This window comes from Rufibacter sp. JT3400010 (assembly GCF_054956755.1).
The window spans coordinates 133,081-153,034 of sequence record NZ_JBUDXA010000001.1 but is presented as its reverse complement, the minus strand read 5'-3'; the positions used below and the strand labels follow the sequence as shown (position 1 = coordinate 153,034).

Below are 19,954 nucleotides of genomic sequence, written 5' to 3'. Positions count from 1 at the left end.
GACATTCTAATCTCTCTCTAAAATTGGCTTAATGAGGCCCTCGTAAGTTTGGGTATTGTTTCAAAATTCACCAAACCAGAAGATTCATGGCCACTGTTTTAATGCCCTCCAATTTTGATAAAGACTCTATAAGCTGTATTCCCGAACTGCTGGAAACTTTTCCGGGCATGCCGCTGAAGGTGCTGCTTTTCCACCCATTCGGGCTCTCCAATTGCATCACTGATTTACTGATGCTTCCTCGCAAAAGCAAAGAAGAAACGCTGGTTAGTCTGGAGTTCTTCAGGGCATGTACTGAGCTGGAGCAGGAATATCCTCAGTTGAAAACCTTACGGTGGGAATGCTTCTACGGCACCACCATGGTGGCATTCAAGAATTTCCTGAAGGCCAACACCATAGACTTCATCGCTTCGCCTACTACCTACCACTACCGGGCCATTGGGAAGCAGAGCCAGAACCCCAACCTGTTCCTGGAGAAGTGCGGACTACCGGTTATCTCCATTACGCCGCAGGAATACACGTATGCCCACCGCGCCGCACAGGTTTCCTGAGGTGCTCTTTCTTTTCTTATCCATTTAAAAGCTGACGTATGTTGTTAAAGAATAATATTCCCATCCGGTATATCTTCGGGAAAATAAAAAATGAGGTGGTACTGGTCACTGCTTATGCCATTCTGGTGGCCATCATGTACCATACAATCCATCTTACCCGTATTTCCATTCCTATTGCGGTCCCAACCATGCTGGGTACTATCCTGTCTTTGCTGCTTGCGTTCAGGTCAAACCAGGCCTATGACCGCTGGTGGGAAGCCCGTACGCTGTGGGGCGCCATTGTAAATGATTCCCGCACGCTCACCCGCCAGATCCTTAATTTCGTGGAAACGCCTTATAATTCGGTAGAGGCTCTGTACTTCAAGGAGAGGTTTGTGAAACGGCAGATTGCCTGGTGCTATAGTTTGGGTCAATCCCTTAGAAAGCTGCCCTCGCTGGAGAATGCCAGCAAGCTGATGTCTAAGGAGCAGATCGCTTTTTTGGAGGAGTACACGAATAAACCTGTGGGCTTACTGGAACTGCACGGAGAAGATCTGCGCCGGGCCTACAAAGAAGGTTGGATCAATGAATACCAACAGGTGGAGATTGACCGTACCCTCACCCGTCTATGTAATTCCATGGGAGGCTGCGAGCGCATCAAGAACACAGTATTTCCGGCTACCTACAGTTTGTACACGCACCTGGCATTGATTCTCTTTATACTTATGCTGCCGTTTGGGGTGATTGACGTGTTCGGGTTTATGACGATACCGCTGGTGGTTGCCATTGCTTCGTCTTTCCTGCTCATAGAGAAAATGGCCATCCATCTGCAAGATCCTTTTGAGAACAAGCCCACAGACACGCCCATGAGCACCATTGCCCAAACCATTGACCGTGACCTGAAACAGATGCTCCGCGAATACAAAGCCCCCGTAGAAACTCCTAAGAAGGAGCAAAAAGTAGCTTTCTACATTCTATAAGGCCACTTTCCACTAAAGGAATCGCCCCCTGCCAAGGAATTCTCAAGATGAATTTCCTTTGCAGCGGGCGATTTCTTTTTAGGCTCCTTTTACCAAAACAGGTCTAAAACAACCCAGTCCAACCAAAGACAAATTGGAAAGTGCATTGTCATCCTTGCAGGGAGAGGCTCCAAGTTGCTTCAGTTCAAGCTGCCTTACTTTTTAGTTTTGGGTTGTTTTACCGGTAAACCAGAAGCTTGCAGGTCTTTATAGCCTCCAATATTAAAAACATGCTCAAAACCTGCCTCTTTCATAAGTTGCAGTGCTTTTCCGCTGCGGTTTCCGGTGGCACAGTACAGATAGTAGGTTTTAGACTTGTCTAATGTCTCTATTTCCTTCGCGAAAGCTCCACCTCTATAATCTGAGTTTTTGGCATTCTTCAGGTGGCCTTGGGAGAATTCCTCGGGCGTGCGCACATCCAGCAAAACACCTTTTTCCTCTTTTACTACTTCTTTATATTGAGCTGGAGTTAGGGTGCTGGTGGGCTTGTCTTGTGCGAAAACTACCTGGGTGCAGCTTAGGGCAAGGGCTAAAAGAAAAGCTTTCATACGTTTATTAAAAAATTTGTAGGGTCATCAGATAATTTACGGCTCAAAGGTACTGCATTAACTTCTTGCTGTACAAGTAATTGGTTCTACCATTCAAAGATTGCACCTCAACTTACGCGTAAAATCTTATTTTTACTTAAAATATCTTGGAACCTCAGGCAACCGAATTTAGAGGAGATGCATCTATCCATACAAACAGGCAAGAATTATAGCTTAAACATCTACCACCCGTGAATGAGTCTGAACTGGTACTAGCACTGCAGAAAGGCGATGCCAAAGCCCAGCGAATCTTGTACGATCGCTACGCCGGCCCCATGATGGGGGTTTGCCTGCGGTACCTCAAGAATGAGATGGATGCCGAGGAAGTCTTGATCAACGGGTTCATGAAAGTGTACCAGCACGTAGATAGATTTGAGCAGAAAGGAAGTTTTGAAGGTTGGGTTCGCCGGATTATGGTAAACGAGGCGCTGCAACAGTTACGCAAGCAGGAACCCATGCACCTGGCCATTGACAAAGAGCACGTGCACCTGGCCTCAGAAGACGCCTCGGCAGACAGTGACATGAGTGCCGGAGAAATGCTGGAGTTGCTGCAGGAGTTACCGGCCGGTTACCGGGCTGTCTTCAACCTGTACGCCATTGAAGGCTACTCCCACAAAGAGATAGCCGATATGCTTCACATTAGTGAAGGAACTTCCAAATCGCAGTTAAGTAAAGCTCGGGCCATGTTGCAGCGCATGCTGGCCCAGCAAGGAGTAATGATCGCCCTCTAAACAGACAAAAGACATGAGCGCAGAAGATTTAGACAAATTATTCAGAGATAAACTCAAAGACCGACCGGTTGCCCCTGGGAATGATGTGTGGGAGCGCATGCAAGCCCGCATGCAACAGGCCAGTCAGCAGGAAACTCCTAATCCGTTCCTGATTCCGGCCGTAGCCGAAGAAAAAGAAGAACGTGGTACTGTTAGAATGTGGTACTACTCGGCCGCTGCTGCCGTAACCATGCTGTTGGGCGTGGGCTTATGGGTAAACCGTGATATAGATCCGCTGCAGTCTTCCGGAACAGTGGCTACGGTGCAGGAAACCAAAAAGGCTCCTGTTGTCACAGACGCACCTTCCCAGTCTTCCGCTTCAGCGGAAAAAGAAGATGAAACCGTTTACAATTTCCCTGCGGCTTCTTCTCCGGTAGAAAACCAGCAACAGGCGTTGGCATCGGTTAAAACCCAGGCGCAGGCTGCAACCGTGCAAGAAAAAGCAAGCAACGTTTCTACTAAACGGGTAGTAATGGGGAGACAGCAAGAAGAGACCAACGCTCCTGCTGTAACCCAGGAACCTACCCTCATGGCGGTTGCCAATCCAGTAAAAACCCAGGAAGCTGCTAACAGCACCGCTTCTGCCCCTTCATTAGAAATAATTGTAAAATTAGACAACGCCCAGGCAACCACTTCCCTTGCCCAGGCATCTACTAAAGAAACTGACACACCTCCCACAGAGGAAACATCTGGTTCTGGTCGCGTTCTGAAAGGCCTCCTGAAACAAGTGAAGAATCTCAAAGAAGGTGAGAAAGTGGATCTTTCAGAATTAGGTTATACCAAACACACGTACGCCTTAGAAACCAGAATAGGCAACAAGAAAATCTCAAAGTCAATAGAACTCTAAAATCCAATTACTATGAAACGTTTATACGCCCTGCTTTCGGCCATCATGATGGCTGCAGCTATCGCCTTGCCTTCTCACGCCAGTTCTTTTAGCCCAAAATCGGCTGCTGTGCAGGATACGCTCATTTTGAAGCTTAAAAATGAAGCCCGCCTGCTTATTGTGGTGAAGGATGTGAAAGACATGAAAAATCTAAAAAACCAGAGCGTAGATTCCCTCTTGCTGCTGGTGGAGAAATACGCCGATCAGATTGAGGCTGCCGGTAAAAACGGCGAAGAGGTGGTGGTAACCATTGACAAATCCAAAGCCAATACTTCTGAAGACGTGAACATTACCATTACCCAGGGTAACGGTACCGAAGTGGTGATCAAAGAGAAAAACAGAATCAGGATCACCGACAAGGTAGGCATTGACATTGACCGCGATGAGGATAACAATTCCACCAAGGTGAAAGTGAGCGTAGGCGATGATGATTCTACCAAAGTCAAGGAGAGAGACGAGAAACGCTACAAGAACCGAAACCCTAAAAGTGCCTATGATTTTCAGGTAGACCTGGGAGTAGCCAACTGGCTCAACACCGAAGAACAGGCAGGTAGCATGGTGCAAGACATTGAACTTAGACCTCTTGCCTCGCGCTACCTCAGCCTAAACAGTAAATGGCAGTACCGTCTGGGCGGTGAGAACAGCCCTGTTCGCCTGATCACCGGTTTCACCTTTGACTTCCACAACTACATGTTTGATGACAACATCACCATTCAGAATACCGGTGAACGGGTTGAATTCTTTAGCCCCAGCTCCATCAACTACGAGAAAAGTAAACTGGCCACCACCTCTTTCAACGTGCCGCTGGAACTGGGCTTCGACTTCAAAAACAAGAAAGGCAAAACGAATTTCAAAATCGGGGGCGGCGGCTTTGTAGGCTACATGCTCAGCAGCCACTCCAAACTGAAATACTCCCGTGACGGTGAGAACTACAAAGACAAATCCAAAGACGATTTCTTTCTGAATGATTTCCAATACGGTTTGTCTGGCTTTGTAGGAATCAGAAGCCTGGAGTTCTTCGTGAAGTATAACTTGAATGAGTTGTTTGAAGAAAACAAAGGTCCTCAGGCCAATGCCATTGCAGCGGGTATTAGAATTATGAAGTTTTAGAATGCTAGTTGTAGTGTTAGTTTGATTGTGGTAAACAGAAAGAGGAGCTAGTGAAGCTCCTCTTTCTGTTTTTAAGCTGTTTTGGCTAAAAGAGGGTTAGAGGCGATGGATTTGTGCATGCAGTTTGCCTATTGCTGGCGTGGCGGGTGGTTGATGCGAGGCCTTATGCTTTGTTGTTTCATGGTTTCTCTCCGTGCGCTCACGGCCGCGAGGCCCCGTCTTCCCCTCGCGCACTGCCCTTTCGGCCTGCAGTGTCCTCTGCGCTTAGTCTTGCCTTTGCAGGGCCAAAAGCGAGGCGCGCTCGGGAAAGACTGGAAAGGGGAAAGTAGCAATGGGCTCCTGCCTTTCTAAAGCGGAGATTCCCCCTTTGAAGGAGGCGAAGGGGGATGTTTACACCTCCCGATCACACGCATTCCCTTCTTCTGCAGAACGGGTTCCCATTAGGAAATATGGTTCAAGTCTGTGACTTGGACCCAAAATGTTCGGAAGTTTGCAAATCCGTGAGGCGAGAGCCTCAAAAGAACGTTTCTAAGAAGTTAACCAGTTGCACGCTTACAAATTCCGGAAGAAGTTGTCTAGCAGAATAGCGGTGGCGGTGCCCACGTTGAGGGACTCGGCGCCACCGCGGCCGGGGATGTGCAAGGGTTGGGTGACCAGTTGCATGATCTCGGGGCGGATACCGTGGGACTCATTGCCCATCACCAACACTCCCTGGGGTTGCAGTTGCAGCCGGTGTACATTTTCGCCCTCTAACGCAGCACCATAGACCGGCACGTTTTGAGGCCGCTTTTCTAAAAACTGAGGTAAATTAACGTAGTGCGGGGTGATGCGGGTAAAAGAGCCCATGGTGGCGGCTATCACTTTCTGGTTGTAGAAATCGGCGCTGTTTTCTGAGAGTACCAATGAGGTGAGGCCGTACCAATCGGCAATGCGGATGATGGTGCCCAGATTGCCGGGGTCCCGCACTTCGTCCAAAGCCAAAACAAAAGAGTTATCTTGCCAGTTGAAATCTGGGGCGGGGCGCATCTTGGCGATGGCCAGGGCGGCATTGTTGCTTTCCATGGAACCGGCCTTTTCCAGTTCGGCATCTCCTACTTCTACCACGTCATAACCTTTCTGGAGCAGATGGGTATGCTTGAGTAAAAATTTTTGGGTGGCGAAAACCGTTTCCAGTTCAAAGTCAGATTGCAGCAGTTCCGCCACGCTCTTTTCACCTTCCACCGTGAACGCTTGGTGTTGCAACCGATATTTCTTTATTTGCAGTGACCTAATGTACTTCAAAAGCCCCTTTGAGATCATAACCTTTCTACGTTTGAAGCTACGATGTTACGTATTCGGGACGGTATTCACAATGCTGGCCTTTTTCATGGGCTGTACTCCCACCCGTCATCTAGCTGAAAATGAGCGGTTGCTTTGGCGCATAAAGCTGGAAGGCGTTGACCAGGCAGATAAATCTGAGATAGCCAATCTGTATCAGCAGAAGCCCAACCGCCGGGTGCTGGGCGCTCCTATCTACCTGAATCTTTATTATTTAGGGAAAAGCTTCTACAACCCAGAGCGCATACAAGCCAACATTGACGAAGAAACCCAGGATTACAACCGGCGCATCCAGAAAGCCGGCAGCGATTCTGTGCAAGTAGACAAGCTGATTGAGAAAAAAGAAAATAAACTCACCAAACTCCAGAACAAGAAAGAGAACGGTAACTGGCTCATGCGCACCGTTGGGGAACCGCCCGCTATTTTTGATTCCCTGAAACTGGTGCAAACCCAGGAACAGGTTGGCATTTACCTTAGCTCCAAAGGTTTTTTCAGGAACCAAGTTTCTTCCGGCACAGAGGTAAAAAACAAAAAAGTGTATGTGACCCTTCAGGTAGAAGAAGACAAGCCGTATGTGATCTCGCAGCACAACTACCAGGTTGCAGACACCACTATTCTGCGTTTGTTGCACGAAAACGAGGCGGCTAGTCTGGTGAAAGTGAAACAACACTTTGATGAAGCTCTGCTCACCCAGGAGCGGACGCGCATTGAACAGGTGTTGAAAAACAATGGCTTCTTTGATTTCCGGCAGCAGTTCATCACCGTAGAGGCAGACACCAGTTATGAAGCGTACACCGTAAGGCTGAGTACGCTCATCGCCAACCCCTCAGATTCTACCCTGCATAAAGTCTACACCATCAATGAAGTGAACTTCACCTCAGATGCGGGGTTGAACCGTTTTGGGCGCACCAGAGATACGGTAGAGCTGAACAACATCAATTTCCTGGCGTACGAACATCGCATCAAACCACGTATTCTGCTCAGGAAAGTGATTGTGCGACCCGGTCAGACGTATTCTGCCTCCAGAACGCTCAACAACCAGCGCATCATCAGCAACCTGGACGTGTTCAAATACACCACCATCAGCTACACCAAAGCAGACTCTCTTGCCACTGAGCCCAACAGAGGCTTATTAGATGCCCAAATCAACACCGCCCTGCTGCCCCGCTTTCAAGAAACCACAGAGATTGGCGGTACTTTCACCGAGCAAGTGCCCGGTCCGTATGCCAGTATGCGGTTCAGGATCAGAAATATCTTCGGCGGGGCCGAAATCTTTGACATTGGGGTAAGGGCCGGTATAGAGGGGCAACTTCAAAGGAACGTGAGGGCCGTGGGCCGAAGAACGGAAGTGGGCGCAGACATGGGCGTGACGTTTCCGCAGATTCTGGTACCATTCAGAACCAATGATTTGCTGGTCAGATTCAATCCGCGTACCCGCTTCAGTACAGGGTATACCTACGTAGACAGAAACGAATACACCCGAACCAACATTGATTTCTCTTTTGACTACATCTGGCAGCGCCTGAACATTCACCAATTCAGCTTTTCGCCGCTGGACATCAACGTGATCAGTACGCCCAAAATTGATCCTACCTTTCAGCAGTACCTGGACACGCTCCAGCGATCGGGGAACCCGCTGAACGAGAGTTTCAGGGACGCGTTTGTCTCTTCCATCAACTTCACCAGCCTTTACAACACCGCCAATTACAACCAGTCCAATGACGCCAAACTGGTGCGCATTTTTGTGGAGACCGGTGGTTTGCTCTGGAATTATGTGGCCGAACAGTTCAAAGACCTCAACACGTACCGCTTCGCCAAAGTGAACCTGGATTACCGCCGTTACCATGCCCTGGGCAACAACATGACCTTTGTGTACCGGGCTAATGGAGGAGTGGCCAAGCCTCTGGGCGAATCCAGGGCGTTGCCGTATGATAAATACTTTTTTGCCGGAGGATCTTCCAGCGTGCGGGCCTGGTTGCCGCGCCGGTTAGGGCCCGGATCCAGTGCGCTCATCAGCAAAGCAACCGGCGAAACTGATTACCTTTTTGAGCAAACCGGCGAGATTCTGTTGGAGCTTAACTCAGAGTTCCGGTTCAGGATGTTCCGCTTTGGCGGTACCAACGTGAACGGGGCTTTGTTTGTAGATGCGGGTAACATCTGGCTTTTTAAGGAACGCAACACCAACCCCAATCCTGAACTGTATATCAGCCAGCCGGGTGCCCAGTTTGAATTCAACCGCTTTTACAAAGAGTTGGCAGTAGGTACCGGCTTTGGGGTACGCCTGGACTTTACCTTCGCCATTCTCCGGTTCGATATTGCCACCAAGGTCTATGACCCTTCAAAGCAGGAAGGAAACCGGTTTGTCATCAACCAATTCAGATCAGACAAAATCTTCGGGAACAGAACGCAGACAACCTTTAACCTCGGCATAGGCTATCCATTCTAAGCCTGATTTGCAGAAAGTAAGTTAATAACAAAGGATTGGTTCTGTTTAGAAGTTTTTTTCTATAAACACCTTCTAAACAGAACCAATCCTTTGTTATAGTCCGACTTTAACAATACCCCTCACCTTTGTCATCCTGAAAGGAACTTGTGGACGAACTAGAAAGGCTTTGAAGAAGCGCCATTACCGTTCGCTCACAAGTTCCTTTCAGGATGACAAACTAGAGAAGAGAATACAACTATGGCGCGGAAGTTACTTCCGTGACTTATAGTTGAAAGTCACGGAAGTAACTTCTGCGCCATAGTGTGACAAAGAAGAGAAGAGCAATTCGTTCTTAATACTCCAGCAACTCCTGCAACGTAGCCAGCACCTTCTCCGCATTGGGCAGCATCATCTTTTCCAGTTCCACATTCAAAGGCACGGCGGGCAGGTTCTCGGCACCTAGCGTAAAGACCGGGGCATCTAAATGCTTGAAACAGGTTTTGCTAATGCGGCCCGCCAGCGACTCAGCGAAAGAATTCAGGAGAGGTTCTTCGGTTAAGACCAATACTTTCCCGTGTCGTTTAACCGATGCTTCCACTGCGTCATAATCCAATGGGTTCAAGGTGCGTAGGTCTACAATCTCAACTGAGCCGTTTAGCTGCTTGCTCGCGGATTTTGCCCAGTAAACGCCCATGCCGTAGGTGATGACGGTAAGGCTGTTCCCGTTACGTACTTGTTCTTCGGTGGCATGCTGTACCACGTTGGCTTTCCCGAGCGGCAAGATATAATCAGCATCTGGCTCAATGGTTTTGGCGTCTTCGGTGCCGGGCACTTTAGACCAGTACAGGCCTTTGTGCTCCAGCATCACCACGGGGTTGGGGTCCAGGAAGGCGGCTTTCATCAAGCCCTTCATGTCGGCGGCGTTGCTGGGGTACACTACTTTGATGCCCCGTATGTTCAGCAACGTAGATTCAATGCTGCCGGAGTGGTAAGGTCCGCCCCCGCCGTACGCCCCAATGGGCACCCTGATGAGCGACTGCACCGGAAACTTACCCATGCTCAAGTAACAGCTTTTGGAGAGTTCCTCTACCAATTGGTTGATGCCCGGCCAGACATAATCTGCAAACTGAATCTCCACAATCGCCTTGGCTCCCACCGCCGACATGCCCGCCGTAGAACCTACAATGTACGCTTCCTGAATAGGCGTATTGAACACGCGGTTATCGCCGTATTTTTTTGCCAGTAAAGCGGCTTCTCTGAAAACACCTCCCAGTTCACCACCTACATCTTGCCCGTAAAAGAGCGCCTCGGGGTATTGCTTCAGAATATCATCCACGGCGTGCAGGGCGGCATCTACCATGGTGGTTTTCTCGGCGTTTTCCGGGGTGCGGTTGCCTTGCTCTTCGGTAACGGGCGTGGGCGCAAATTCATGCAGGTGGAACGTGGCGGGGTCTGGGTTGGGAGCGGCCAGCGCTTTCTCGTAGTGAGCCTGGACCTCCTGCTTCACTTCCTGGGCAATAGAAATCAGTTCATCGGCGGAAAGGCCTTGTTCCAGCAGGTACGTGCCTAGTTTTGGCAATGGGTCTAACAGGCCATGCTCCGTTAGGTTATCGCCGCGGTACCATTCTCTTCTTACGCCGGAAGTGTGATGGCCCAGCAGCGGACATTTGGCATGTACCAGCACGGGGCGGCGCTCCTCGCGGGCCACCCGGAAAGCTTCGGCCATGCCGAGGTAAGATTCCACGAAATCAGCGCCGTCTACCTGTAACCGTTCCATGCCTTTGAAACCGGCGGCGTACTCGTAGGCATTCATGGCACGCATCTCGGTTCCTTTCGCGGAGATGCCCCAGTCATTGTCCTGCACCAAGTAGATGATAGGCAGCTTTTTCAGTACGGCCATCTGGAAGGCTTCGGCCACTTCGCCTTCGGTTACTGAGCCGTCTCCCAGTGAGCAAACCACTATTCGGCCTGCGGCCGAATCCATCAGATTCTGTGACTCTAGATAAGCAAGCGCGTGCGCCATACCTGTGGCCGGAATGGCCTGCATGCCGGTAGCGGAGCTTTGGTGCGGAATTACGGGAAAGCCTTCCCGGCGCAACGACGGGTGCCCGTAGTACGTTCTACCGCCGCTAAAAGGGTCGTCTTGTTTGGCCATGAGTTGCAACATGAGCTCATACGGAGACAGGCCTATGCCTAATAAAATGGATTCATCACGGTAGTAAACCGATAAAAAATCTTTCTCTGTAAGATGGAAAGCGGTGGCCAACTGAATGGCTTCATGGCCGCGCGAGGTGCTATGGACGTATTTGCTGCAAATGGCTTTGTTTTCTTCATAGGTGTCTGCCATGGCTTTTGCGGTGAGCATCAGGCGATAGGCTTTCAGAAGAAGTTCCAATTCAACTTGGGGGGTAGCTTCAACAGAAGTCTGGTTCATAAGCTAACATTTGTTCGTTTTCTAAAGTACGGCTTATCTAGAAGAAAGCAAAATCTAGAAATGATGGGTCTGTACTATTTATCGACTATTTTTGCCAGAACAGCGCCGAAACTATAAAACGCTTGCATTGCCATGAGAGATACAATACAAAAATGGTTTAAATCATTTCAGGAACGCCTCTGCCATGACCTGGAAACCTGCGACGGCGTAGCCTGCTTCCAGGAAGATGTTTGGGACCGACCGGGCGGCGGCGGCGGCGCGGCGCGCGTGATCCAGAATGGGGCGGTTTTTGAAAAAGGAGGTGTTAATTTCTCGGCGGTGCAAGGGGTTTTGGGGCCTAAATCGGCGGCGGCGCTTCACTTGCCAGATCCCCATTTTTTCGCCACCGGCGTCTCGGTGGTCATTCATCCGGCCAACCCGCACGTGCCTATCACGCACATGAACGTTCGCTATTTTGAGGCCGGTAACGGCGAGGCCTGGTTTGGCGGTGGCATTGACTTAACGCCCATTTACGTGAACAAAGACCAAGTACGGTTTTTCCACCAGCAACTGAAGAATACCTGTGACCGCTTCCAACCGGGGTATTACCCTGAGTTCAAAAAATGGGCCGATGACTATTTCTATATTCCGCACCGCGAGGAAACCCGGGGCGTAGGCGGTATCTTCTTTGACCGGCTTGCGCCTACGGCGGATATTTCACTGGAAGAGCGGTTTGCGTTTGTACAGGGAGTGGCAGACACGTTTGCCCCCACGTACACCACTATTGTGAACGAAAACAAAGACCTAGACTTCAGCCCCCAGGAAAAGGAATGGCAACTGATTCGGCGGGGCCGATACGTGGAATTCAACCTGGTCAATGACCGGGGCACTAAATTCGGGCTGGAGACTAACGGGCGCACCGAGTCCATTCTGATGAGCCTTCCGCCGTTGGCGAGTTGGCACTACAGTCATCTGCCAGAAACCGGCACCCCCGAAGCGGAGTCTCTGGCTTGCTTCAAAAAAGACATAGACTGGGTTAACCTTGCGTAGAAATGGACGAACTAATCGCCTTAGACCAATCCCTTTTTCTGGAACTGAACAGCAGGCACTCCCCTTTCTGGGACGCCGTGATGGTGCTGATCTCCAATAAATACGTGTGGTTTCCTTTTTACGGGATACTGGTTGGGCTTTTTGTTTACTTCTACAAGCGGAAAGGCTGGTTGATGGTGCTCTCCCTGGGCGCAAGCGTGGGTTTAGCGGATTTTATTTCCTCGGGCATCCTAAAACCAACGGTTGCCCGGTTAAGACCCTGCCATGACACCTTAATCAACGCCAGCGTTAATGCCATAGACGGCTGCGGCGGACAATATGGGTTTGTTTCCTCGCACGCCGCTAACGCCTTTGCGGTAGCCATTTTTGTGATCATGTTGCTGCCCAAAAACCAATGGCTTTTTAAGTTTTTGCTGCTAGTCTGGGCTCTGGCCATCTCCTACAGCCGCGTCTACCTGGGCGTACACTACCCTGGAGACATTACGGCGGGTGCGCTCATTGGCATTGGCGCCGCCTGGTTGGGAATGTTCGTTTACCGGAAGGCTTCTGAACGTTATGCTTTCTGGAGCAAATAAAGTATAGTAAATTACCTCTACGCTTACCCTTGCTTTGGGCCTGTTTTACAGAAAACAAGACCAAAGCAAGGGTTTATTTTTGCAGCAGACGGGCTACGTATTTGCCAATTATATCAAATTCCAGGTTCACCTGATCGCCTGGTTTCACGGCGTGCAGATTGGTGAACTCATAGGTATACGGAATGATGGCCACCGAAAAGAAATCAACCCCAGATTCTACCACCGTCAGGCTGATACCATTGATGCAGATGGAGCCTTTCTCTACCGTCACATTACCCGCGGCCTGCGGCTGATACCTGAACCGGAACAGCCAACTCCCCTGCTGATCCTTCACTTCTTCACAAATGCCAATCTGGTCTACGTGCCCCTGCACAATGTGCCCGTCATACCGGCTGTTGGCTAACAGACAGCGCTCCAGATTCACCGTATCGCCTTGCTTCAGTTGCCCTAAGTTGGTTCTGGAAAGCGTCTCGGCAATGGCCGTCACCGTGTAGGTATTTTCCTCAATGCCCACCACCGTCAGACACACCCCATTGTGCGCCACACTCTGGTCAATCTTCAGTTCATGCGTAAAGGGACACGTCAACGTAAAATGTCGGTTAGACTGCTCATCCCTGATGGCCACTACTTCGGCCTGTGCTTCTATTATTCCTGTGAACATTTCTTAATGTGCTAATTTTTTAATGTGCTGATGTGCTATTTCTAACGTGCTAATCAGGTTGTGTTTAAATGTGCTTTTCTCATGATGTGGTGTAGGCCTGAGGTGCCTTTTTAAATTAGCACATCAGCACATTAAAAAATTAGCACATTATTTTCCTCTCCCCTGTACGATAATTTTGATGGTATAGAGCATGACCCTGAAATCCATGATGAGGGACATGTTTTCGATGTAGAGAATGTCGTATTTCAGGCGCTTAACCATTTCGGGCACGTTTTGGGCGTAGCCGAACTTCACCTGGCCTAAGGAGGTTATACCGGGACGTACGCGGTGCAGGTGCTTGTAATGGGGGGCGTGTTGGGTAATCAAGTCGATGAAATGCTGGCGTTCGGGCCTGGGACCAACTAAGCTCATTTCACCTATGAGTACATTGTAAAACTGCGGAAGTTCATCTAGCCGTACTTTCCGCATGAAACGTCCCAGCTTGGTTACCCGGGGGTCATCGTCTGAGGAAAGTGCAGGCCCTGTGCTTTCGGCGTTCAGGTACATGCTCCGGAACTTGAGAATGTAAAAGGGATTTCCGTAGAGCCCGATGCGTTCCTGCCGGAAAAAAACGGGTCCGGATGAAGTGGCTTTCACCAGAATGGCTAGTAATAAATACAGCGGGGAAAGTAAAATAAGCACCAGAATGGCCGCCACCAGATCAATCACTCTTTTCAGGAGTTGTTGCCAAACAGGCATCAAATCCCGCTTCACCTCAATCAAGGGAGTGCCAAAAAGATGCGACACCTTCACGGAGCCCAGCAGAATCTGGTACACATCTGGCAGAATACTGATTCTGACCTTCTCTCCTTCCAGGGAACTTAGGATCTGCTCAATGAGGCGGTGTTCTGAGGGTTCAATGGCAATGATCACTTCCTCTACCTTATGCTCTTTGATAACTGATGGCAAGGTAAGGAAGGAACCTAACGCCGGAATCTGCTCCTGAAAAGAATGCGGTTGCGAGACTTCGCTCTGCACAAATCCCAGAATCCTGAAGCCCAGATGGCGGTTATTGTTCATCAGTTCATCATACACCTCGCGGGCGTTGCTGCTGGAACCCACCACTACCGTATTGAAATAGACCTGCCCGCTGTACACCAGTTGTTTCAGATGCCCTAAGACGAACAGTTTCAGGAATACAGAAAAGAAGAAATGCAGCAGAAAGTAGACACCAATGGGTTTGGAATAGACATGGAACCGGTTCAGGTCTGGGTCTTCCCAGAGAAAAGCCAGATAAATGGCCACCGCACCGCCCAACGACAAGCCCGCCAGAAACAGAACTTCCTTGAACCTGGACAATCTAAACACATCGCGGTAGCGCCCCAATAGGCTGTATAAGATTATCCAGAAGGAGGCAATGAGAAAGGAACGGCTTAAGAAAGCTGGGGTAAGTAGCTCAGGCAGATCAACATACGCATAGTTATTTGACAGGTTAAAGACCGACCACGCCAGAAAGGCGGCCAGAAAATCTCCCAGAATAACTTTATAGAGGTGTTGGTTACGACTTAACTGCATGAATGAACAGACAAAAGGACAGCAGGAAAAAGCGCCTTTCCAGCGCAAAGCTACAAGCAAAATCTAAAACAGGCTTAAAAATTATAATTAGCGGCATTGCCCACCTATTTGCTATTTTCGCGACGCATTTCCTTCAGATATGCCTTCTAAACGTATACAAGTTCATTACCTGATACATTTATGCTCATAGACAGTTATAAACACAAAGGCATGCGCAAAAGCTTGGTGCGTATTGTTCAGGAGAAAGGAATCAAGGACACCCGCGTACTTCAGGCCTTGGACCAAGTGCCCCGGCATTTCTTTTTTGAAAAGGCGTTTCTAGAGCAGTCTTATCAGGACAAAGCCTTCCCTATTGGCGAAGGACAAACTATTTCGCAGCCCTACACCGTGGCCTACCAGACCGAACTGCTGGAAATACAACCCACAGACAAAGTGCTGGAGATTGGCACCGGTTCTGGCTACCAGTGCAGTATTCTGCTGCAACTCACGCCCCACGTGTACACCATTGAGTACAATGAAGTGCTGTTCCATAAAGCCAACCGCCAGTTCCAGTTAATGGGCTTAACCCCGCATACGTTTCTGGGAGACGGTTCAGAAGGACTGCCGCAACACGCTCCTTTCACTAAAATTCTGGTCACAGCCGGCGCGCCCATCATTCCCAAGACGCTCTTGCGGCAACTGACCATTGGCGGAAAGTTAGTGATACCCGTGGGAGACACAGCGCACCAGAAAATGCTGCGCATTACCCGAGTAGGCGAAGAGGAATACACCAAGGAAGAGTTCGGGAATTTCAAGTTTGTGCCCCTTTTAGGAAAACAAGGCTGGAAATAGACGGCCATTTTCAGCTTCCTTTGTTTAAAATACCCTGTAAACAAGAAGTGGTCGCAAAGCCTGCTGCCGGAAAAAAGGTGCCTCTCCTTTGGGCTTTGCACCGTATATTTGCGCCCTCCATTTCATTTCACCAGTATGCGTAAGCAAAAATCAGTCAAAGAATCCTATGTGCGGATGACCGAACTCGTTCTGCCCAATGATACCAACACACTCAACAACCTGATGGGGGGCCGGATGATGCATTGGATGGACATTGTTTCGGCCATAGCGGCCCAAAAACACTCAAACCGCATTGTGGTCACGGCTTCGGTAGATAACGTGTCCTTCAGGGAAGGGATTAAGTTAGGCAACGTAGTGACCTTGGAAGCACAGGTAACCCGCGCCTTCAGTACCTCTATGGAGGTGCATATTACCGTTTGGGCTGAGGATATTCCGTCTGGCACCAAGGTGATGTCCAATGAGGCGTATTTCACCTTTGTGGCGCTGGACGAGAACGGGAAAGCCGTGGCGGTACCAGAAGCCGTTCCTGAAACAGAGGATGAGCAAGAGAAATTCGCGGGCGCTTTGCGCAGACGTCAGCTTCGTCTTATTTTGGCTGGCCGTATGAAGCCCAATGATGCCAATGAATTGAAGGCGCTATTTGACATCGTAGCCTAATTACCTGTCCTAATTTTAGTATCTTACCACATGACTTCCTCTGAATCTGAACTTCTGTTTCTTCAACAATTATTTGGGCAGGACACCCTTTACGTCATCCCTGAAGAACAGGCAAACGAAGAAGCCATTTCATTTACGGGTGCCGCCAAGGTAACGCCTGCTATTCCGCAGTTCGAGAAAACGGAAGCGCCGGTTGCTACCCCAGAACCGGTGGCTCCTATCAAAGAGGAAGTAGCTCCAGAACCTGTGGTGGCTGTCAAAGAGGAAGTAGCGCCTGCACCTATGGCTCCCGTTCAGGCAGAGGAAATCCAGTGGTTGGGCGAAGCGGTAAAAGGCACGTATTTGTTGTTTGAAGTACCTGAGGCGAACTTCCGGCAGTTGCCGCAGCATGCGTTCCTGCAAAAAGTGATGGCCGCCGTGGGTTTAACTACCAATCAAATCAAATTCGGGAATATGTCACCCGCGTTGGTGCATGACGTGAAGCAAATTGCCGCTTCAAATAGAGCCCGGCACATCATCCTGTTCGGGCAGGGTTTGCCGGTCGCCAATCTTTCCCGTATGGAGTTCTACCGTATGTACAAGTTTGAAGAATCGCGCTTTGTGTTGGTGGATTCGTTGGAGGACATTGAAAAAAGTGTGGAGCTCAAGAAGAAACTCTGGGACGTGCTGCAGAAGATCTTTTTGCAACAGAATTAAGAAAACAGGCCATAAACAGAAAGGGCTGCCATATACAAATGGCAGCCCTTTCTGTTTATGGCCTGTTTTCCTTAGTTTAACAACGAAGCCAGTTTTGCTTCCAAAGCCTCGCCGCGGAGGTTCTTGGCGATAATCTTGCCTTCTTTGTCTAACAAAACCGTCTGCGGAATAGCGGTGATGCCGTATAGAGAGGCAGCGGCACTTTCCCAGCCTTTCAGGTCAGACACGTGCGGCCAGGTGAGTTTGTCGTTTTCAATGGCTTTCAGCCACTTGCCCCGGTCCTGGTCCAGACTTACCCCGAAGATCTCGAAGCCTTTGTCTTTGTACTTGTTGTACATGCGTACCACGTTGGGGTTTTCTTTGCGGCACGGACCGCACCAACTGGCCCAGAAATCAATCAACACGTACTTTCCGCGCAAGGAAGTAAGCGCAATCTCAGGGCCGGCCGGAGATGGAAGTTTGATGTCTGGGGCCGCGCTGCCCATGGCGGTGCTTCTCATTTTAGAGAGCCGAGCGTCAAGAGACTTGGTGTATTTGGAGTTCGGCAGAGCCGCTTTGAAGGCCGTGTTCATGCTGTCTACAAAGGGGTAATGCTCCTCCAGGTTCAGGATATTGCCCGCCGTGTACACCGATACCACCGAGTTTGGATTTGCCTTCACAAACGCCTTCAGTTGGTTCTGGTTTTCCTGTTGCAAGGCCATAAACTGTTCCTGCAGCCTTTTCGCCTCAGCTTGGTTACCGGAACTGGAGGCTTCCTGAAACTGCTGGTTTAAAGCCGTGGCATTCTCTTGCATGGACTGCATGATCTTGTTCAACTGCTGAATCAGTTCAGAGTCTTTGGAGCCTTTCACGGTATACGTTTGGGCCACTTTTCCAGAATCGGCGGTCACTTCCATGGTGTTGTTGTCCACCACCAACATAATGCCTTCCTGGTTCTCGAAACCCAGTTTGTAGATGGCGGGTTCGGCCACGGTGCCTTCCATCACAAAGGTGCCGTCTTTGTTTATCTGCGCGGTGTCAAAGGGAACAAACGCCTGCTCGCCTAGCTCGTCCAGAAAGACTTTGCCGGTGGTCATGTTGTTGATTTTGCCCGAGATTCGATAGCTTTTATCAGTATCTTCCGTGGCAACTCCTTTCTTTTGGCAGGCGCTCATGACTAGCATGGAAGCGGCGGCCAAGATGACTTGTTTTTTCATGTTTTTCTGGAAATGAGCTTACTTATCTAAACTCTCTTTCAATAACTTATTCGCTAACTTTGGATCTGCCTTGCCTTTGGTTTGCTTCATGAGATCTCCCATGAACATACCCAGCAAAGAGGCTTTTCCGGCTTTGTATTCGGCCACTTTCTGCGGATTTGCCGCTAAAACGCCATCAATGATAGCCTGCAAAGCACCCGCGTCAGATTCCTGCACCAGGTTCTGTTCAGTAGCCACCTGCTGCGCCGTTTTTGCCGGGTTTTCCAATAAATACGGGAAAATCTGCTTGGCCGCTACACTGTGGCTTACTTTATTGCTGTCTACCAACTCAATCAAACCGGCAATCTGCTCGGGCTTCAACGGGAACGCCTCCACCGACAAGGTCAGCTCGTTCAGGTAAGACTTCACGGGGCCGCTCATCCAGTTGGCGGCGGCTTTGTAGTTTTTGGTGTGCTGGCAAAGGGCATCGAAATACAACGCAATGTCTTTGTCATCGGTTAAGACGCCGGCATCATAGTCAGACAAACCGTACTCCTGCGTAAAGCGGTTGTACAAGACCTGCGGCAGTGCGGGCATGTCTTCTTTGACAGACTGCAACCACTCCTCAGAGATAATCACCGGCGGAAGGTCAGGCTCTGGGAAGTAGCGGTAGTCGTTCATGGTTTCTTTGGAACGCATGCCGGTAGTGGTGCCGGTGTTGGCGTCAAAGTTCCGAGTCTCGGAGTCAATGGTGCCGCCGTTCTCCAGAATGGCAATCTGCCGGTCAATCTCGTGCTCAATGGCGCGCTGCACGTTCCGGAAGGAGTTCATGTTCTTCACCTCTACCTTGGTGCCCCATTTGCTGGCGCCTTTCTTCATCACCGAGATGTTGGCATCGCAGCGCAAAGAACCTTCCTCCATGTTGCCGTCGCAGATCTCCAGGTACTGCACTAGTTTCTTGATTTGGGTCAGATACGCGTACGCTTCCTCAGAATCTCTAATGTCTGGCTCAGATACAATCTCGATCAGCGGCGTTCCAGCGCGGTTTAAGTCTACCAAGGTTTCGGTCTCACCCGCCAAGTGCATGGATTTTCCCGCGTCTTCCTCCATGTGAATGCGCGTGATGCCAATGCGTTTTTCGCCACCTTCTTTGGTTTTGATGTCTAAATGCCCTTTGGTGCAGATAGGCGTTTTGTCCTGCGTGATCTGGTAACCCTTGGGCAGGTCTGGGTAGAAGTAGTTTTTACGCGCGTAGTAGTTGTTGCGGGTAATCTTGCAATCGGTGGCAAGGCCCATCTTCATGGCCATTTCCACTACTTTCTTGTTCACGCGCGGCAAAGTGCCGGGATGCCCCAACGTAATCACGCTCAGGTTGGTGTTCGGCAGCATGCCGTACTCCGTGGAATCTGACGAATACGCCTTGCTCTCGGTCAATAACTGCGCGTGCACCTCCAGCCCGATGATGGCTTGGTATTGGGAACGGGTCTCTTCGTTCATGTTTTATTTAGTATCAAGTATCGCGTATCAAGTAACACGATTTCTGTTTTAGGTCTTTATTCTAAATAACAGCCTTGAATCAGCTATTGTTTCTTTTTAAATTCTCTCACCAACACTGGCGCGAGTCTCCAGACCCGTGCTTTCAGGTAAGTGGTAGTCTCTGACTACCACTTACCTGCGCCAGCAGTGAAACTACGGTAGCTA

At 49.8% G+C, this 19,954-nt stretch carries 18 protein-coding genes; 11 read left to right on the top strand and 7 right to left on the bottom strand.

Features of this window, described 5'->3' with window-relative positions; genetic code table 11:
- Positions 1–86: 86 nt before the first annotated feature.
- Entirely contained in the window at positions 87–548 is a 462-nt protein-coding gene (locus tag ACY0JR_RS00620) for a hypothetical protein (protein ID WP_462631852.1), read from the top strand.
- A gap of 38 nt (positions 549–586) precedes the next feature.
- Positions 587–1,507: a bestrophin family protein gene (locus ACY0JR_RS00615; protein WP_462631851.1), complete on the top strand. Its 921-nt coding sequence runs from the start codon at positions 587–589 to the stop codon at positions 1,505–1,507.
- Positions 1,508–1,701: 194 nt separating this feature from the next.
- On the opposite strand, the gene ACY0JR_RS00610 is transcribed toward ACY0JR_RS00615, so the two are convergent.
- Complete coding sequence (locus tag ACY0JR_RS00610; protein WP_462631850.1) at positions 1,702–2,094, bottom strand: rhodanese-like domain-containing protein; 393 nt, start codon at positions 2,092–2,094, stop codon at positions 1,702–1,704.
- Positions 2,095–2,324: 230 nt separating this feature from the next.
- Between ACY0JR_RS00610 and ACY0JR_RS00605 the strand changes: the two genes are divergently transcribed.
- From ACY0JR_RS00605 to ACY0JR_RS00595, 3 genes are read left to right on the top strand one after another with little or no spacing between them, the layout of a single operon-like run.
- Positions 2,325–2,864 carry an RNA polymerase sigma factor gene (locus ACY0JR_RS00605; protein WP_462631849.1) on the top strand — a complete coding sequence of 180 codons (540 nt, stop codon included), beginning with the start codon at positions 2,325–2,327 and terminating at the stop codon, positions 2,862–2,864.
- 13 nt (positions 2,865–2,877) lie between these two features.
- Complete coding sequence (locus ACY0JR_RS00600; protein ID WP_462631848.1) at positions 2,878–3,750, top strand: hypothetical protein; 873 nt, start codon at positions 2,878–2,880, stop codon at positions 3,748–3,750.
- 12 nt (positions 3,751–3,762) lie between these two features.
- Positions 3,763–4,899 (top strand): outer membrane beta-barrel protein, encoded by a 1,137-nt coding sequence (locus tag ACY0JR_RS00595; protein ID WP_462631847.1) that lies wholly within the window; start codon positions 3,763–3,765, stop codon positions 4,897–4,899.
- A 552-nt stretch (positions 4,900–5,451) separates the two neighbouring features.
- On the opposite strand, the gene ACY0JR_RS00590 is transcribed toward ACY0JR_RS00595, so the two are convergent.
- On the bottom strand, positions 5,452–6,198 hold the full coding sequence (locus ACY0JR_RS00590) for a TrmH family RNA methyltransferase (protein WP_462631846.1): 747 nt from the start codon (positions 6,196–6,198) through the stop codon (positions 5,452–5,454).
- Between the two features lie 13 nt (positions 6,199–6,211).
- Here ACY0JR_RS00590 and tamL point away from each other — a divergent pair, with 13 nt between their 5' ends.
- Positions 6,212–8,662, top strand: coding sequence for a translocation and assembly module lipoprotein TamL (gene tamL / locus ACY0JR_RS00585; protein ID WP_462631845.1), 2,451 nt, complete (start codon positions 6,212–6,214; stop codon positions 8,660–8,662).
- A gap of 331 nt (positions 8,663–8,993) precedes the next feature.
- On the opposite strand, the gene ACY0JR_RS00580 is transcribed toward tamL, so the two are convergent.
- Positions 8,994–11,075, bottom strand: a complete 2,082-nt coding sequence (locus tag ACY0JR_RS00580) for an alpha-ketoacid dehydrogenase subunit alpha/beta (protein ID WP_462631844.1) — start codon at positions 11,073–11,075, stop codon at positions 8,994–8,996.
- Positions 11,076–11,207: 132 nt separating this feature from the next.
- On the opposite strand from ACY0JR_RS00580, the gene hemF reads away from it, so the two are divergent.
- The gene (gene hemF / locus ACY0JR_RS00575; RefSeq protein WP_462631843.1) at positions 11,208–12,104 is read left to right on the top strand and encodes an oxygen-dependent coproporphyrinogen oxidase; all 897 of its coding nucleotides are present in this window, start codon (positions 11,208–11,210) and stop codon (positions 12,102–12,104) included.
- A 2-nt stretch (positions 12,105–12,106) separates the two neighbouring features.
- The gene (locus ACY0JR_RS00570) at positions 12,107–12,679 is read left to right on the top strand and encodes a phosphatase PAP2 family protein (protein WP_462631842.1); all 573 of its coding nucleotides are present in this window, start codon (positions 12,107–12,109) and stop codon (positions 12,677–12,679) included.
- A 73-nt stretch (positions 12,680–12,752) separates the two neighbouring features.
- On the opposite strand, the gene ACY0JR_RS00565 is transcribed toward ACY0JR_RS00570, so the two are convergent.
- The gene (locus tag ACY0JR_RS00565) at positions 12,753–13,340 is read right to left on the bottom strand and encodes a riboflavin synthase (RefSeq protein ID WP_462631841.1); all 588 of its coding nucleotides are present in this window, start codon (positions 13,338–13,340) and stop codon (positions 12,753–12,755) included.
- 147 nt (positions 13,341–13,487) lie between these two features.
- Positions 13,488–14,894 (bottom strand): sugar transferase, encoded by a 1,407-nt coding sequence (locus tag ACY0JR_RS00560; RefSeq protein ID WP_462631840.1) that lies wholly within the window; start codon positions 14,892–14,894, stop codon positions 13,488–13,490.
- 180 nt (positions 14,895–15,074) lie between these two features.
- Between ACY0JR_RS00560 and ACY0JR_RS00555 the strand changes: the two genes are divergently transcribed.
- The 3 genes from ACY0JR_RS00555 (at position 15,075) to ACY0JR_RS00545 (ending at position 17,078) form a co-directional block, all read left to right on the top strand.
- A complete protein-coding gene (locus ACY0JR_RS00555; protein WP_462631839.1) occupies positions 15,075–15,725 on the top strand; it encodes a protein-L-isoaspartate(D-aspartate) O-methyltransferase in 651 nt (216 codons plus the stop codon).
- A 135-nt stretch (positions 15,726–15,860) separates the two neighbouring features.
- Positions 15,861–16,382 carry an acyl-CoA thioesterase gene (locus ACY0JR_RS00550; protein WP_462631838.1) on the top strand — a complete coding sequence of 174 codons (522 nt, stop codon included), beginning with the start codon at positions 15,861–15,863 and terminating at the stop codon, positions 16,380–16,382.
- Positions 16,383–16,412: 30 nt separating this feature from the next.
- Positions 16,413–17,078 (top strand): hypothetical protein, encoded by a 666-nt coding sequence (locus tag ACY0JR_RS00545; RefSeq protein WP_462631837.1) that lies wholly within the window; start codon positions 16,413–16,415, stop codon positions 17,076–17,078.
- A 71-nt stretch (positions 17,079–17,149) separates the two neighbouring features.
- Here ACY0JR_RS00545 and ACY0JR_RS00540 read toward each other — a convergent pair whose 3' ends face one another.
- Entirely contained in the window at positions 17,150–18,274 is a 1,125-nt protein-coding gene (locus ACY0JR_RS00540) for a redoxin domain-containing protein (protein WP_462631836.1), read from the bottom strand.
- An 18-nt stretch (positions 18,275–18,292) separates the two neighbouring features.
- On the bottom strand, positions 18,293–19,750 hold the full coding sequence (gene gatB, locus ACY0JR_RS00535; RefSeq protein WP_462631835.1) for an Asp-tRNA(Asn)/Glu-tRNA(Gln) amidotransferase subunit GatB: 1,458 nt from the start codon (positions 19,748–19,750) through the stop codon (positions 18,293–18,295).
- Between the last annotated feature and the right edge of the window lie 204 nt (positions 19,751–19,954).